Genomic DNA, 17,097 nt, shown 5'->3' with positions numbered 1-17,097 from the left:
ATCTTCACAAATGGTTTGTAGAAATTTTCGCTAAACCCACATAGCTATTGGATCATTCTTTTTGTGGAGGTCTCTAATTAACTCCCCGCCAATTTTGGTTTGGGGTTTTTTTTTGGCGATCGCACCCCAAACCACGAATTTCCCCAAATTTTCCCAAAATGTCCCGAACAGGTGCACCTCGAACCGGAGACTAAATTAGTAGATGCACCCTGATTAATTAACTCCCGACCAATTTTGGCCGGGTTTTTTTTGTCGTAAGCTGCTACGCATCTAAATTGAGTACAGAGACGGGCAAGATGCCCGTCCCACAATAATTGTAGAAAAATTGACTGTCAAATTAGATGCACAGCAGCTTATTACAGCCAAAATCGCTAATTATCAAAAATTTTCTCAAACTGTCCCGAACAGGTGCACCTCGAACCGGAGACTAAATTAGTAGATGCACCCTGATTAATTAACTCCCGACCAATTTTGGCCGGGTTTTTTTTTCGTATTGCAGTCAAAACCACAAAATTTCAATAAATCAAGAATTATCCGCGTTAATCTGCGTACATCGGCGGTTAAAAATCAAATTGATCCCGAACATCGTCCTAGCCACTGGAAAGTAAATAAAGATGCACCCTGATTAATAAACCCCAGCCAATTTTGGCCGGGGTTTTTTTTGCTCGAAAGCTGGATTAGTCGATCGACCTACAACACATCAAAAGACTGCACCTCAAGAACCGGGCCGATCATAGCAAAAGTCATCACATCCTTGCGGACTTCACCTTTGACACTGACTTTCAAATCAGCTTTTTTCAACTCAGAAGGAGCATTCTTAAGTTCGTAAGTTTCCCCATCTTCGCCAACCAAAGCCCAAGTGCCCGGGCCTAATCCTTTGCGTTCAATTTTGCCTTTGACAGTAATACTCATGCCGATCGCACCTCTGTTTTAATTGCTAAACGCGCCAGTCCGAAACACAGAAAAGCATTGACAATCAAGAATGTTTGTGATAATAAACCTGTGCCCAATCCCCAGACTGCGGGAGACACAAAAGCATTCACCGCTAAACTGCTAGCAAAGCCGATCGAAATGGCGATCGCGATCCACTTCCACTGTTGATGTCCCAACAGCAAAGCAATCAAAATCCCAGGAATCAAAACGCTAGCAAAAAAGGGATTCAGCATACTGCTGCCATTAATTGCACCGCCGAGTTCGGGAATAGAACTGCCCATCACCCGCATCGGCCACTGCGGCAAGTCAAATACAAACAGATTTCGCAGCCCAAAGAACCCAGAACTGCCAGCAATCAAGCCACCGGAAAAGCCCCAAGTCCAGGCGAAGGGGAAATAATTCCGCATCAAGAAAGCCAGCAGGTAAGAACCGAGCACCATTGCAATTTTAGGCAACAGGGCGACTGCACCGCCGTCAATCCAAAAGCGGGGGTTGAGATAGCCGTTATCGCGCAGCCAGCGGAAGAAATCGCGGAAGTTGATTTGTCCGCGCTGGGCTAGCTGAACTGCGGCGGCTGCGTCTAGATGTCCTGAACCAAAATGGTTTAACGGATCTTCAGTGACACTTCGCGACGACTGCAAGAGTACGCTGCGAATTTCGTTTGGTTCTGTGATACCGGAAGCCTTGACAAGGGCTGCAACGGCTGCAACGTGGGGAGAAGCCATGCTAGTGCCTTGATAGCCTTCAAAGACTTCGGCGCCGGTTTCCGGGTCGATCGTACTTTGCAGGATTTTGCCCATTTCAGAACCGCCGGGGGCTGCAATGTCAACCCCTGCGCCGAAATTGGAGTAAGAGGCTTTTTCGTCGTCGGGGCCGAGGGCGGAAACGCCGATTACGTGGGGATAGCGGGCGGGATAGGAAGCGGAACTTTCGCCGGAGTTGCCGGCTGCTGCGATGATGACAACGCCTTTAGAGTGGGCGTAGTCGATCGCCTCGGACATTAACTGACTTTCACCGCCGCCACCGAGACTCATGTTGATAACATCGGCGCCGTTGTCAGCAGCAAATTTAATTGCTTCGGCGATGTCGGAAACCGTGCCGCCACCGCTGCCGCTTAACACTTTTAGCGGCATTAAAGCTGCTTCGTAGGCGATGCCCGCAACGCCGTAATTGTTGTTAGTTGATTGGGCGACAGTACCTGCGACGTGAGTACCGTGGCCGTTGTCATCGTAGGCTTCGGCGCGATCGTTTACAAAGTCGTAGCCCGGTACAAATTTGGTTTCTTTTAAGTCAGCGACTGGAGTAATACCCGTGTCAATTATCGCTACTGTTGTGCCGCTGCCTTTGGTTTCGTTCCAGGCAGATTCTACGTTGATGCTGCGGAGATTCCACTGCTTCGTATACATGGGGTCGTTGGGAATCTCGAAAGCGCTGTAGACGTAGTTCGGTTCAATGTATTCGGTATCTTTAGCCAAATTTGATTTTCTCAGGGCGTTTAGCAAAGTGCGATCGCCCTTAACTACATATACATTGTCTGCCGCTGAGAATTCGCTGTTGAGTTGCGGTGCGACTTGGTACTGTTGGGCGATCGCATTTACTTCTTTCGCAATCTCAGCAGCACCCAAATCTTCGCGGAAATCCAGCACAATCGAGTCGTAAGTGCCTTGAGTAGCAAGTCCTGGGAAATTAGAAATCGCCCAGCCGAGCCCGATTAAAAATAAGCACAGAAGGAAAAACTTTTTCATTGCCGATCGTCCGTTTAGGGAAGGCGTGTTCACCACAATAACCCAATTTTCACTGCCCGCGCCAGTTTTCCTTGCTGTGGCTTGTGGATATCTCGCACGCGGGCGTTTGGTATTTTTCGGCTGTGGCTGTTGCTCGATCAAAAATTGCTCTAATTTCTAGTTTAAATTGCAGAGCAAGTTTTAGGAGTTCAATTAATTGTATCATTAGAGAAGATGAGAAACAGAACAAGCGAGTATTTTCAACAAGGGTATTGCATGGAAAGAGGTTTAATGTGGCTGCCCCTGCTGGCAATCTTTATCGGGCTGGCTTGGGCAGGGTGGAACGAGTATCAAAAGCTGGAAGCGTATCGCGTCTGGGCAGAACAATTCGCTAAAGCTAAGTACGATATTTATGCTGTACTCGGTCAGCAAGAAGACTGTTTAACTTGGGGAAAACCTACTCGCAGCGGGCCTGTAAATTTGCAAACTTTTTCTTTAAAAGACGTGCAGTCGCTGCGGTTGTTAGTCAACTCTCAGGCAGTTGATTTAGAGTCGCCGCCGAATTCGGGAAGTCCAATCGCCCTAGAATTTTTGTTGAAAGATGCTGCTGCGGTGCAGGTTCCTTTTACAGAAATTCCTCTAGCGACTAAATGGGGAAAACACTTACAGCAAGAATTGCAGCGCTTTAGGTAAAAACACTCTCCGGCGGGGCAGTGTATGGGGAGCATCTCAATGAAAGCAACCAAGCCCAAAATTGGAGTTTGGAGGCAGGAGTTTGGAGGCAGGAGGCAGAAGGAAACAGGAAGAAGGAAGGAGCCAGAAGAAGTATTTTTCCAAATATAAGATGCTCCCAGCGTATTAGATATGAACTCGGCTACTTGAAGTTACAAAAGTCTGTAAAACTGGTAGTAGAAATAGAACTTACGCACCAAATCCTTTGAACTGCCATCTATAGGGGTAAAGTACGCACGGATCACCCGGAGGACATGAGTTATTACAGTAAGTAGTAGGAGTGGTGTTCCCGTGCTTAGCCCGCTCGTGTTCCGTGCGTACCTTACAGTTCAAGTTATTGACCCCCTCGCATCCAGGATACCCGCCACGTGATTCATCCGTCCAGAAATAAAAAACCTGTATCCGATGAAAATTGCCGAACGTATTTATCTGTGGGGTCAATGCTTTAATCTAAAATCTAAAATCTAAAATCTAAAATCGATTGACCCGCGCGTCCTAAAACAGCTAAATTGCCAGCCCCCCAATCTGCGGAATGCAAACACAAGAATTTTTACAGCGCTATCAACAGGGAGAGCGCAACTTTGGTCACATTGACCTTAGCGGCGCTAGTTTAAGCGGTGTTAACCTGCGAGAAATAGACCTCACTGGTGCTAACTTGACCGGTGCTAATTTGAGCTGGTCTTTTTTGAGCAATGCCAAGTTGATAGGGGCTTGTTTGCGGCGGGCGGATCTCCGCAGTGTGGGGCTGGCTGGGGCGAATCTGAGCGGGGCAAATTTGAGCGGGGCAAATCTTGCTAAAGCGGATTTGCGCCTTGCTTGTTTGAAAGCAGCAGAACTCAATTGGGCCGCGTTTCCGGAAGCGGATTTGGGCGGTGCTAATCTTCAAGGAGTTAAATCTGACCAAATTAATTTTGCCGGGGCTAAACTCGACGGCGCGAAGTTGATGGAGGCGGAATTGATGGAGGCGAATCTCAACCGCGCCAGTCTTGTTGGTGCTAATTTAACGGGTGCTAATTTGCGGGAAGCGCATTTGGTGGAAGCGAATTTGCGATCGGCAATTTTGAGCGGTGTAAATTTGATTGAAGCTGACTTGAATGGCGCTCAAATGCGATCGGCAAATCTGACGGGCGCTGACTTGCACCGAGCTGTGCTGGCGGGGGCGGATTTGACTGAGGCGGTGCTGGATAACGCTGATTTGAGTCGAGCTAATCTGGCGGGTTCTTATTTATTGAAAGCGAGTTTTAAGAAGGCGCTTTTGCTGCGAGCTAACCTGCAAGGAGTGTATTTACTGCGAGCTGATTTGAGCGAAGCTAATTTGCGAAGTGCTGATTTGCGGAAAGCTGATTTGAGTGGCGCTTATTTGATGGATGCGATGTTGAGTGAGGCGGATTTAAGAGAAGCTTGTTTGATTGAGTGCCGTTTGATTCGGACGAATTTGGAGGGGGCGCAGCTTACGGGTTGCTGCATTCAAAATTGGCAAGTTCAAGATGTCGATCTGTCGAGAGTTGACTGCAGCTATGTTTTTACTGAGTTTGATTATACTGCCAAAGTTGCGGCCAATCGCTTTCCGGTCGATCGCGATTTTGAGTCGGGGGAATTGGGGCGGCAGCATCAAGAGGACAGTTCTATTGTCAAGGTGTGTTTTGATGAATCTCCTAATTGGGAGGCTTTGGTTTTTACGCTGCGGCGGGTGGAGTTGGAAAGCCACCAACTCAAATTCAACGTTCAATTTTTTGATTCTGCGGGAGAACAAAATTTACTGAGGCTGAGCGCGAACCGTTTGGTAAACGGCAAGATTTTGGGCGATCGCATTTTGGAGCTTTATCCAGATATGTTGGAAAAAGTTTTAGCCAAGGGCGCTGAAATTTTGAATTTGCTCGACTTGGCTGTTCCTAGTAACAATGCGGAGGCGAGTCACAAGGAGGCTTTGCTCAGAAGACAGGAAATCTACCAGCGAATGGTGCGCCAAATTTCGTTTATTTTGATGTCTCAGACGCCGGATAAATTCTCCGAAAGCGTGCAGCGACTGTTGGATTATTTGAAGCAGCAAGGTATCCCAACAGAGCAGATTCAAAAGAAAGTCATCAGTCAGGCGATCGTGCAGCGGGCCAAGCAAGACCCAGTTTTTCGCGAACAGTTGCTCGCGTGGGAGAAAACGGCGTCCGATCGCGTTCGTGGTTCGATGATGGGGGAAGCGGTGCGGTTTGCGATCGCCCTTTTGATCAATTATTAACAATTAACTGTTAATAATCGAAGCCGGCGACCCGCTAAAGCCCGCACTTGCTCTTCTGCATCGGAAAATGCAAGCGATCGTGCATTACTGCCAAGCAAGACCCGGTGTTTCGGGAAGAGTTGCTCACGTGGGAGAAAACGGCTTCGGATCGCGATCGTTGTTCGCTAATGGGGGAAGCCGTGCGGTTTGGGATGCCCTTTTGTGGGCATGAATACACACAAAATCTTACCCCCATTAAAAATCCTCCAACCGGATCTCGATTTAACTGTCCGGTTGATTAGAATATAGTTCAGTTTCCTCCTTCAAAAGATTACACAACTCATTCAAATCTTTCTTACTGTGTTCAATCAGTTTTTCACCTCGCTCCTCAAGGTGATCGATATTACTGGGACTTGCGTTGTCCATTTGGTCTTGACCATTATCGCTACTCAATTGAAGTTGAAAACGATAGTAGTTTCGGTTATTATCTTTGTCTCCTTTACTCACCATTAGCTGCTGAAGCTGAAACGCAACAGATTCGCTTTGACCATCTAAAACAACGTTAAGTAAGGGAAGCGCCCATTTGATTTGTCCCCAATTTTTGGCGTCTCTATACTTATACCTCCTGGTGACTGAGCCAGTACCCAAAGAAACAACAAGGGTATCCTTACGGTGTAGTTCTTCATCAGTCTTTTTCTTGTAAGAAATCATTGCCTCCATCATTGCAATTGAAGCAGGATTATTTGCAAAAACTCCACCGTCTACCAAAGCGTAATGTCCCTCATCGGTAGTATGTGCCGTTTCGAGTTCGTAGGGTGGAAAGAATGTCGGTGCAGCAGAAGTTGCCATGGCTGCCTCCCACATTTTGAATCCACTACATAGTTTGCGGCTATGAATACTGTCGCATTCCTCTGCGTCCGGATTGCTTGTAAAAAAAACTGGTGCTCTCAGTTCGATATCATAGCTGGGGATGAAAATTTCTCGTAATGCATCTTCAACCTTAGCTTCACCTAGAAGATCCTTTAAAACTTGTTGCTTACCTTTTGGGTTGTGCTTGGGTTGTAGCAACTCGTCAAAAGACATTGGAATATTCTGATTAAAAACCTTTTGTCCATACTTGCGATAGAAATTTACAAGTTCGGCAGCGGTATACTCTGGCTCACGATTGATGCTAGAGTCTGAGTTCTTTCTAGTTAAACCCAGTGCTAAAATTCCTCCTGTTGAAGTGCCTGCAATAAAATCAAACATTGTTGCTATGCGTTTTCCTGTGCGCTCTTCAATGTAGTTGAGAACGATCGCAGGAATAATACCTCGGATACCGCCACCATCAATTGAGAGAATTCTTCTCTTGAATTTAGTCCCCATCACATTTACTCCTTTAGATATTGCTTAAGTTGTCAAGATAAATGAAACAAACTCATACAGCATCAAAATACCAATAACCAACGTCATCATAATATGGTTTCCGGTTGCCTCGGAATAAGAAAATCGCGTCAACAGTCAACAGTCAACCATTCAGTTTTTGGCTTCCGACTAAACAGTCAACAGTCAACAATTCCGGAGGAGTGCAACCGGAATTGATATGAATCCAACCCGTTATTAGTGCGGTAACTTGCTGAGGGCGTGCCAAGTTCTATAGCCGACAATTCCATCTTGCGGTAAAGCCTTGCTCAGTTGCAATTGTCGCACGGCTACATCGGTCATCGGCCCGAAGAATCCGTCAATGAATCCGAAATAGTATCCATTGATTTTCAAGACATTCTGAACAATTTTAACAGCATTACCAGAACTGCCCTTCATGACGACCGGCATATTCACAGGTGCACCAGAGTATAGTGCTTCCCAAGTGATAGGGCCGACAATCCCATCTTCTTTTAAAAAGACGCGGTGTTGATAGCCTTTGACGGCGTTTTGAACTTGGACACCGAAGATACCGTCAATCGGGCCAAAATAATAACCCCAATGATATAGAAGCTGTTGTAGTTCCTTGACAGCTTGACCTGTTGAACCCATTTGTAAAGTGGGTTTGTTTACTCCCGTGGTTTCAGCAAATGCCAGAGTTGATTGAGCAGTATTATCGGCGACGAGAGCCATAGTTTCATTGTTCAAGCTTCTTTCTTCGGTGTACATAATGTGCTTCCTCTCAACAGTTAAGTTTTGGTGTTTGATATTTCAGGTATAACTGGTGGGATTTGTGGATGCACAGTCACTTTTTCGAGTGTCACTCATTTGAGTGTCACTCGTTTAAGTTAGTCCCAGTGTTAACTGTTAATATCTCTTCCGGCTGCGGCGGAATGATATACTGAAACAATGTTAAGAGTGCAACGAAGACAAGTTATGCACTAAACGCCTAAAGTTGGAGCCTCCTCAAACTCCAGAAAGAAGAGCAGGCATGATGAATTTTCCGAGGTGTCTAAAGGATTGTTTCTACTTACCAGTCTTGGCTGCGTAGCCGGCGACTCGCTAAGGCCCGCACTTGCTCTTCTGCGTCGGAAACTGCAAGCCTCGTGTAGCGGGCTAAGCAAGACCCGGCTTTTCCGGAACAGTTGCTCAGGTGGGAGAAAACGCCGTCTGATCGCGTTCGTTGTTCGATGATGAGGGAAGCGGTGCGGTTTGCAATTACCCTCTTGATCAATTATTAACAGTTAATTGTTAACACTTGAAGCCGGAGAGTGGCTCATACCTGCACTTGCTCTTCTGCGTCGGAAACTGCAAGCGATCGTGCATTACTGCCAAGCAAGACCAGGCTTTTCGCGAACAGTTGATCAGGTGGGAGAAAACAGGTTCGGATCGTGTTGGTTGTTCGATGATGGGGGAAGCGGTGCGGTTTGCGCTCGGTCTTTTGTGGGAATGAATAGATATAGAAGTCAAAAGCCAGCCCAGGGAGGGCTGGATGCCTGTCCCCCAAGAAACGAACTATATCAAATTTTTTATAATCATCAATTCGACAATCAAAAGCATACAAGAAGAGAACATCATTTCATTACATTTATGCAAATATTCAGTGTAACTAATGGTATTTAATGCTCCCGTCCCTCCTGAACGATACTGAATAATGTTTGAGTTTATTTGCAGTTTCATCGCACCATGATGCGATGCATTCCTTAGCGTACTATCTAAACACTGAACGACAGGAGCAAAGCTGTGTCTATTTTTAAAGGGGTTAGCTCTATTAGCCTTATTTATAGTCATATATTTCTTCAGATCCATCTCTTCAAAAATATCAAAATTACGACCACTTAATATGTTATTTATACCTGCCAAAATGAAAAGACTTGAAGTTATGTGTTCGTAGATATTTCCATAAAACATCTTTAGGTTTCTAAATTTATTGGAGGACAGTGATATATCCTCTGGAATTTTCTGTTTCTGCTTTGCATACAGATAGAGCTGAAGTAGGTCGTCATAATTTTTCAAGTAATCATTAAAACTTTCTAAATGGCGCTCTAGGCAATCTTCTACGTGTTCCTTCAAATAGTATGAGCGAAGATTGTAATATTGTAAGGAATTTTGGCTTTTGGCTTCCTTAATTTCATTCAATATAGTTTTCATTTCTTCGCTCCGCTCTTCACCAATAAACAAAGCACTAAACATTAGAATTGATTCGTGCAAAGGATAAGATTTATCAAATAAATCCTCGGCAAGTTTATCTAAGTATTCAAGTGCAAGATTCTCTTTGCCTCTGTTGTGAAGAGACCAAGCTTTAATCAAAAATTCCAGCTTCTCTCTTAAATTTCTCAAGCCTCCTACCAATGAAAAAATATCTAGTATTTGCTTTCCTGAGAAGTAATCTTTTGTTTTTTCAATTCTTTCAAAAGCACCCAATCGCTCAGCTTGATGAATCGAAGAAAAGTAATATTCATTATGCAAATATTTTTCGGCAACAAGGAAATTGGGGTCTAAATTTATAACGGTTCCTTCAGTTTGACAAACTTCACAGTTGCTAACTGTAGAAAACTTAGTTTGTGGAGCCTTGAAGCCTGGCAAATTATCAAACCTACGCCAGTCATCAAAATCAATGTCCAAGCGAACAGACATATCCTCACCACAATTTACGCAAGGGAAGGTATGCTCTTGATAACGATCAGTTCCCAGTGAGATGCGTAGAGTATGGTTTGTTTTGCAGGTTCCGCAACTAACTGTCCAACGCTGAATAACCATAATTTTCGGAAAGGTCTAAAGGATTGTTTCCACTTACCAGTCTTGGCTGCGTAGCCGGCGACTCGCTAAGGCCCGCACTTGCTCTTCTGCGTCGGAAACTGCAAGCGATCGCAACAAGGGCACAACTCCCGGATTTTCGGGATAATGTTCGATAATAGCTTCGAGTGCTGTAAATCTGGGATTGTAAGGAAAAGAACCGTTTTGATTGTCAGGATCGCTCAAAGTTCGATCGCGCAAAAACTCAAACATTCCCGGCTCATCTTTCCATCCCCGCATTAACTCTACCAGGGCGATCGCCCGCACCTGCGAATCTTGATCTTTTTGAGCTCTAATTTTCAGCCACTCGAAAGTTTGAGACTGATTTGTCCACCCGCGCGCTAACTTTTGCAAAGCGATTTGCCTGACAGCGGGACTCTCATCGCCCTCTGCTTTAGCCTCCAGCAGCATCCAAGTTTCAGGATTGTCTGACCAGTTGTAAGCGAGTTCAAGCACCGCTGCTTCCCGCACTAGCGCTTCCCCAGAATCGAGCTGAATTTTCAGCCAAGACAAGGTTTCCGGGGCGTCGGGCCACCCCCGCACGATCGATCGCACCAGCACGCTCAGCAGGTGAGAATCATGCTCATACTCGACCCGGCTTTTGAGGAAAGGCAGCGTCTCGCCCCGATGAGACCAGCGTTTTGCGATCTCTGCCACCGCAGTTTCTCGGACGTTCAGGTGTCTGTCAGACGCGGCGAGATTTTGCAACCAGCCAAAGATTTCGAGACTGCCTGATGCCAGTGCGGCGACAGCCTCCACTACTACTTGCCGCACAGTCCAGTAATCCTCGGAATCAGCTATTTTTTGCAGCAGGGGCAGGGTTTCTGGGTGATCGGGCCAACCTGCGGCTATCTGTTGTAGGGCTATTTCGCGCAGGTCGGCGTCGCGATCGCCCAATGCTATATTTTGCAAAAAAGTCAGAGTTTCGGGGTTCCCGGGCCAGCCAGAGGCTATTGCTTGCACTGCTGAGCGCCGGACGCTGGAACTCGCGTCGGACTCGGCTTTAGTCTTCAGCAGCGGGTAAATGTCTGGTTCGTCGGGCCAGTGCGAGGCCAATTCTTCTAAGGCTGCTGTCCGCACTTCTCTGCTGCTGTCGGATTCGGCTAGGGTTTTCAGCAGCAGGCAAACGTCGGCTGCGGCGGGCCAGCCCGCTGCCAACTCGCGCACCGCTACGGTTCGCAGGATAGAACTTCCTGTCTGGGCAAGGTTTTTGAGCAGGGAGGCGGTGCCTAAAAGGCTGTGCCAACCTCTGGCTATTGCTTGCCACGCACAGACTCGCACTCCCAAATTTTCGTCGGATTCGGCGGCGGTTCTCAGCAGCAGCAAGGTATCTGTGCGATCGGGCCAATTAGAGGCCAATTGTTCGAGTGCTGCGGTGCGGACTGCGGGACTTTGATCGGACTGAGCCAAGGCAGTCAGCAGCGGCCAGGTATCGCTCGTGTCTGCCCAACCACAAGCCATTTCTCGCACACAGGTCGATCGCACTGCCCAGCTTGGATCTGATTTGGCGAGGTTTTTGAGCATCAGGTAAATTTCTGGCTGATCTGGCCAACCACGGGCTATTGCTTCGACTGCTGTGGCTCGGACTTCGCCACAGTCGGTGGAGTGAGCGAGTATTTTCAGCCAGGGCAGGGTTTGCGGGTCGTTTTTCCAAGTTTGGGCGATCGCGGCGATCGATCGATTGCGAATTTGATAAGTTTCCTGCAATTCTTGAGCGCTTTGATAAAGAATCAGGAAACCCGTACCGTATTGCGATAACTTTTTTAAAGCGTTTAACAGTTTTTTTTCGGTTTTTTTATTAACATCATTTTTAACTTTTAACAAGCATTGCGCTGCTAAAAACAAATTAATAAATTTTTCTTGTTGACCGTTCTGATCTGTGAGATATTCTATAATTTGGCTCGCTGTTTCTTTGTCGAGCTTAGCTGCAATTTCTCTGAGGACTTCGTGCAAAGATTCGTCCCGCCAGTGCTGGCCGAAAACTTGTATGTTGAGTTCGCCCCAAGTCAGTTGACCGATTTTGAGTTGGGCATGGATTAACTCTGCTACAGTCTGGGGATTATTTTCGGAAACAAGTTTTTTTAACAACATACCGATACCCTGCCCCTTAAGTTTGTTTGCATTGACCATCCTCGCATCAGCTCGGATATTAATTGAGATTTTTTTGAGCGAGCGTGGAGTATGGAGCCAATCGACTCTATTTTATACGAAAAATACTGAGTCGGGAGGGCCCTAATGCAAAATCCGCCAGCACCCACAGAAATGTTAGGTGGTGGCGGATGGCGATCGAACAATTAAGCCGCTGAATCTAACTAACAGCTACTTGGACGCGATCGGCTACAACCCGAACCGCAAAAGTAGGAATCTTTACCGTTTCATCATCCAGACATTGCCCGGTAGTCAGACTAAAGTTTTGTTTGTAAATGGGAGAAGCAACTTTGAGAGTGCCGTTGCGATCGCCCACAATTCCCCGCGACAAAACAAAAGCTTTACTAAACGGGTCGTAATTGCTAAGCGCATAAACTTCATCCCCGTTTCCCACTCGGAAAATCGCCACTTGTTCGCCTTTAACTAAAGCGCAAACTCCAGTATAAGGGGCGATCGCATCCAGAGAACACACATCTACCCAAGTTGTTACTGTATCGGAAACTTGTAATGATTGAACCATTTTCTTTTCCTGTTAATTTACTTCAATCTCGTTCCCAGTCTCCGGCTGGGAACGTAGGTTTCGAGGCTCTGCCTCGCCTGGCCGAAGGAGGCATAGCCTCCCGGAATTCATTCCCAGGCAGAGCCTGGGAACGAGATTCTTGCTCCCTCCCCTGATTCCAATCTCGTTCCCACTGTCCGGCTGGGAGCGTAGGTTTCGAGGCTCTGCCTCGCGTTTTGAGGCTCTGCTTTCTTTTCCTGTTAATTTACTTCAATCTCGTTCCCAGTCTCCGGCTGGGAACGTAGATTTCGAGGCTCTGCCTCGCCTCGCGGAAGGAGGCAGAGCCTCCCGGAATTCATTCCCAGGCAGAGCCTGGGAACGAGATTAATACTCTTGTCCCCCCCTTATTAAGGGGGGCTAGGGGGGATCGATTATTCCGAAACTCCAGCGAGAGCCTTTTCATGTTCGTTAGCCGGCCGCGTTTGTCCCCGTTCCGCAACACGAACAATACTCGGATCTGGCAAATCGGAATTCACAAAATGCTGGAATCGCTGCACCTTTTGTGGGTCTTCAATCGTCGTTTTCCACTCACATTGATAAGTATTCACTAAATGTTCCATCTGCGCTTCTAATTCAGCACAAATGCCCAGAGAATCCTCAATTATTACCTGTTTCAAATATTCAATTCCGCCCTCAAGTTTGTTCAACCAAGTAGCAGTGCGTTCCAATCTGTCGGCGGTGCGGATGTAGAAAACCAAGAATCGATCGATATACTTAATCAGCGTTTCCTTATCGATATCCGTCGCCAGCAAAACCGCGTGCTGTGGCTTAATACCGCCGTTGCCACACACATACAAATTCCAACCATTCTCTGTCGCAATTATCCCAAAGTCCTTGCTTTGAGCTTCCGCGCATTCGCGAGTGCAACCAGAGACAGCAGATTTGAGCTTGTGGGGCGATCGCAAACCACGATACCGCAATTCAACTTCGATCGCCAAACTCGTAGAATCCTGCACCCCAAAGCGGCACCAAGTGCTACCCACACAAGATTTTACAGTACGCAGAGCCTTACCGTAAGCGTGTCCCGACTCAAATCCCGCATCAATCAACCGCCGCCAAATATGCGGCAATTGATCCACGCGAGCCCCAAACAAATCAATCCGTTGCCCGCCAGTAATCTTAGTATAAAGCCCAAAATCCCTGGCAACTTCTCCCAAAACAATCAACTTATCGGGAGTGATTTCTCCCCCCGGTATTCGCGGCACTACCGAATAAGTACCGTCGCGCTGAATGTTGGCCAAAAAGTAATCGTTCGTATCTTGCAAAGCGACGTGAGACTTCTCTAAAATGTGGTCATTCCAAGTAGAAGCCAGCATCGAACCAACAGCAGGCTTGCAAATTTCGCAGCCCTTACCTTTGCCGTGTCTTTCAATCAACTCCTCAAAGGTTTTAATCTCTTGAGAACGCACTAAATGGTACAATTCTTGACGAGAATATTCAAAATGTTCGCAGAGATTATTTTTGACTGCAAACCCAGCTTTCTTCATCTCCGCCTTGAAGATATCCGTCACCAAAGGCACGCACCCGCCGCAGCCCGTCCCAGCTTGAGTGCATTTTTTGACGCTGGCAACATCGGTTAAATTATGCTCGCGAATCGCTGCACAAATCTGCCCTTTGGTAACATTATTGCAAGAACAAATTTGAGCAGAATCCGGCAAACTGTCAACTCCAAAACCCGCCGGTGCTCCCCCTTCTCGCGGTGGCATTAATAAATCTTCGGGATGCGGCGGCAGAGCAATTTCATTTTGCATGAATTGCAGCAAAGTGCCGTAAGCCGAAGCATCTCCTACGAGAATTCCGCCTAAAATTCGGCTGCCGTCTTGATTTAAAACTAATTTTTTGTAAATGCCTTGGAAGGTGTCAGCGACAACAATTTCTTTAGCCTCGCCCGACTTGGGAAAAGGCTCTCCAAAACTAGCGACATCCACTCCCAATAATTTGAGTTTAGTGGACATATCCGCACCTGTAAAAGTGCTTGTGGGACGGGCATCTTGCCCGTCATCCGCTGCACGGCTCAAAATATCTGCTGCTACGCTTGCCATTGTATACCCAGGCGCAACTAAGCCGTAGATGCGATTTTGATACAGGGCACATTCTCCGATCGCATAAATGTCAGGATCGGAGGTTTGGCAGCTATCATTAATCAAAATGCCACCGCGTTCACCTACTTCTATACCGCAACTTCTGGCAATTTCGTCGCGGGGGCGAATGCCAGCAGAAAACACAATCATATCTGTTGCTAATTCCGAACCGTCAGCAAACAGCATTTTAGTAACTTTGCCATCTTCGCTAACAATTTCTGTTGTAGATTTGCTGGTATGAACCGAAACCCCCAAATGTTCTATTTTGCTGCGGAGAATTGCACCGCCCATCTCGTCAACTTGCACGGGCATCAGCCGCGGCGCAAACTCAACAACGTGAGTTTTCAAGCCCATATTTTGCAGAGCATTAGCACATTCTAGACCTAACAAACCGCCGCCAATTACTACACCTGTTTTGCAATTTTTAGCGTAATCGGACATCGCTTCCAGGTCGTCAATTGTCCGGTAAACAAAAGTTCCTGTAGCGTCTTTGCCTTGAATTGATGGCACAAATGGATAGGAACCGGTCGCGAGAACAATTTTGTCGTAGGGAACTTCTAAACCGTTGGCTGAAGAGACTGTTTTTTGTTCCCGATTAATGGCGACTGCTTTGTCGCCAATGTGAATCTGGATGCCGTTTTGTTGATAAAATCCCGGTGCAACTAAAGATAAATCTCCCGCTGTTTTGCCAGAGAAAAATCCGCTGAGGTTTACGCGATCGTAAGCAACGCGCGGTTCTTCACAAAAAGTAATTAAATTCCAGTGTTTGGCAGCATCCGAGCTCACCATTAACTCCAGGAACTTGTGACCTACCATGCCATTGCCGATTACAATGAGGTTTTTTTTGGCTGTCATGAGAATCTATTTTATCCCGTTTATCAGTCGTTGGGTTAATTAATATAAGAATTTATTATAAACTTTTGTACTTATAGATACAAAAAATGGAGATTTATGCAATTGTCGAATACTCCCGATTGCATTTTTGCATGATATGTGCGATCGACCGATTTTAGATTTTAGATTTTAGATTTTAGATTTTAGATTTACTCCACAGTTAAGTGGGGTGCGTTAGTCGATTTTAGATTTTAGATTTTAGATTTACTCCACAGTTAAGTAGGGTGCGTCAAGTAAGTCTTTTTGACAAAACGATTAATATTTTTACTGTGACGCACCTTACAGTTTTCTAATTCTTAATTATTATTTAAGCGCCCATGCCCGAATACTGCTTCAAACCCTGCCGCCAAAGCCAGCGATTCCACACAAAAAACACCGCACTCCAACCCAACATTACCAACAAACCGCGGCCTAAATCTACGGGTAATCCTATCAAGATAGAAGCGGGAAAATGAATCAAATAAGGAAACGGCGTCCACAAAACTACTTCGCGCACGGGTGCGGGAAACACTTCTAGTGGCGCGATAAGTCCCGATAAAAACAGGTAAATTAGAAACCAGAATTGCTCGATCGCACTTGCCCTCTCCAGCCAAAAAGCAAACAGCGCAAAGGTATACTGTATAATAAACCGCAAGCAAAAAGCCAAGACGATAACCAGCAAAAACAGCAAAAACCTGCCCAAACTTGGCAGCCAAAAAGCCTGCGGGTAAAGTGCAAAAAACAGCAGCACTAATCCCAATACAAACGGCAGCCTCGCAAACCTTTCGGAAATGTGAGATGCGAAGTGGTGCCATACAGGATCGAGAGGCTGCAACAATCTATTGGATAGCCTGCCTTGCACTACTTCCTTTTCAAACTCCCAAATCACCCAAACTACATTTGTTTGCCTGACAATGAAAGCCGCTAAAAAATAACGGGCAAAGTCGATCGAATTCAGCCCAAATTGACCAGTTTCCGCCGCCTGCATCCAAACACCCATCAAGATAAACGGCAAAGCTCCCGAAAGCGCCCACAAGAACAATTCTGCCCGGTATTCGAGCATATAAGCGTAGTAGGTAACTAGCAAAGTTTTAGCAATTCTCACAATTCTGTTCATATCAATTGTAGATTTAATTTTTAGGTGTTAGCAACGGGCAAGATGCCCGTTCCACAAAATATTTAAACTCTTGTGGAACAGGCATCTTGCCTGTTCAATTTTTCATTTTTAGCAACGGGCAAGATGCCCGTTCCACAAAATATTGAACCTCTCGTGGAACAGGCATCTTGCCTGTTCAATTTTTCATTTTTAGCAACGGGTAAGATGCCCGTTCCACAAAATATTGAACCTCTCGTGGAACAGGCATCTTGCCTGTTCAATTTTTCATTTTTAGCAACGGGTAAGATGCCCGTTCCACAAAATATTGAACCTCTCGTGGAACAGGCATCTTGCCTGTTCAATTTTTCATTTTTAGCAACGGGTAAGATGCCCGTTCCACAAAATATTGAACCTCTCGTGGAACAGGCATCTTGCCTGTTCAATTTTTCATTTTTAGCAACGGGTAAGATGCCCGTTCCACAAAATATTGAACCTCTCGTGGAACAGGCATCTTGCCTGTTCAATTTTTCATTTTTAGCAAC

Annotated in this window: 12 protein-coding genes; 3 read left to right on the top strand and 9 right to left on the bottom strand. The window is 46.2% G+C overall.

Going from position 1 to position 17,097, the window contains the following annotated elements:
- Positions 1–690 precede the first annotated feature (690 nt).
- Entirely contained in the window at positions 691–912 is a 222-nt protein-coding gene (locus QUB20_RS25700) for a hypothetical protein (RefSeq protein ID WP_333057430.1), read from the bottom strand.
- Entirely contained in the window at positions 909–2,678 is a 1,770-nt protein-coding gene (locus QUB20_RS25695) for a S8 family peptidase (protein ID WP_333250607.1), read from the bottom strand. The genes QUB20_RS25700 and QUB20_RS25695 overlap by 4 nt, the downstream gene beginning before the upstream one ends.
- 255 nt (positions 2,679–2,933) lie before the next feature.
- Here QUB20_RS25695 and QUB20_RS25690 point away from each other — a divergent pair, with 255 nt between their 5' ends.
- Positions 2,934–3,350, top strand: coding sequence for a hypothetical protein (locus QUB20_RS25690; RefSeq protein WP_333057452.1), 417 nt, complete (start codon positions 2,934–2,936; stop codon positions 3,348–3,350).
- A gap of 571 nt (positions 3,351–3,921) precedes the next feature.
- A complete protein-coding gene (locus tag QUB20_RS25685; protein ID WP_333250605.1) occupies positions 3,922–5,622 on the top strand; it encodes a pentapeptide repeat-containing protein in 1,701 nt (566 codons plus the stop codon).
- Positions 5,623–5,883: 261 nt separating this feature from the next.
- Here the strand turns inward: QUB20_RS25685 and QUB20_RS25680 are convergent, their stop codons facing one another.
- The 7 genes from QUB20_RS25680 to QUB20_RS25650 form a co-directional block, all read right to left on the bottom strand.
- Positions 5,884–6,966 carry a patatin-like phospholipase family protein gene (locus QUB20_RS25680; protein ID WP_333250603.1) on the bottom strand — a complete coding sequence of 361 codons (1,083 nt, stop codon included), beginning with the start codon at positions 6,964–6,966 and terminating at the stop codon, positions 5,884–5,886.
- Positions 6,967–7,200: 234 nt separating this feature from the next.
- Complete coding sequence (locus QUB20_RS25675) at positions 7,201–7,731, bottom strand: peptidoglycan-binding protein (protein WP_333057426.1); 531 nt, start codon at positions 7,729–7,731, stop codon at positions 7,201–7,203.
- A gap of 786 nt (positions 7,732–8,517) precedes the next feature.
- Positions 8,518–9,762: a hypothetical protein gene (locus tag QUB20_RS25670; RefSeq protein ID WP_333250600.1), complete on the bottom strand. Its 1,245-nt coding sequence runs from the start codon at positions 9,760–9,762 to the stop codon at positions 8,518–8,520.
- A gap of 33 nt (positions 9,763–9,795) precedes the next feature.
- Positions 9,796–11,889: a HEAT repeat domain-containing protein gene (locus QUB20_RS25665; RefSeq protein WP_333250598.1), complete on the bottom strand. Its 2,094-nt coding sequence runs from the start codon at positions 11,887–11,889 to the stop codon at positions 9,796–9,798.
- Between the two features lie 217 nt (positions 11,890–12,106).
- Positions 12,107–12,466 carry a nitrite reductase small subunit NirD gene (nirD, locus tag QUB20_RS25660; protein WP_333057424.1) on the bottom strand — a complete coding sequence of 120 codons (360 nt, stop codon included), beginning with the start codon at positions 12,464–12,466 and terminating at the stop codon, positions 12,107–12,109.
- Between the two features lie 410 nt (positions 12,467–12,876).
- Positions 12,877–15,441, bottom strand: coding sequence for a nitrite reductase large subunit NirB (nirB, locus tag QUB20_RS25655; RefSeq protein ID WP_333250596.1), 2,565 nt, complete (start codon positions 15,439–15,441; stop codon positions 12,877–12,879).
- 346 nt (positions 15,442–15,787) lie between these two features.
- The gene (locus tag QUB20_RS25650; RefSeq protein ID WP_333250594.1) at positions 15,788–16,576 is read right to left on the bottom strand and encodes an ABC-2 family transporter protein; all 789 of its coding nucleotides are present in this window, start codon (positions 16,574–16,576) and stop codon (positions 15,788–15,790) included.
- 123 nt (positions 16,577–16,699) lie between these two features.
- On the opposite strand from QUB20_RS25650, the gene QUB20_RS25645 reads away from it, so the two are divergent.
- Positions 16,700–17,097: hypothetical protein (locus QUB20_RS25645; RefSeq protein WP_333291744.1), on the top strand; the 398-nt coding region annotated here is incomplete at its 3' end.

Origin of the sequence: Microcoleus sp. B4-C2 (assembly GCF_036705265.1) — a bacterium.
Classification (GTDB): Bacteria; Cyanobacteriota; Cyanobacteriia; order Cyanobacteriales; family Microcoleaceae; genus Microcoleus.
This window is presented reverse-complemented; position numbering and strand designations above follow the sequence as displayed.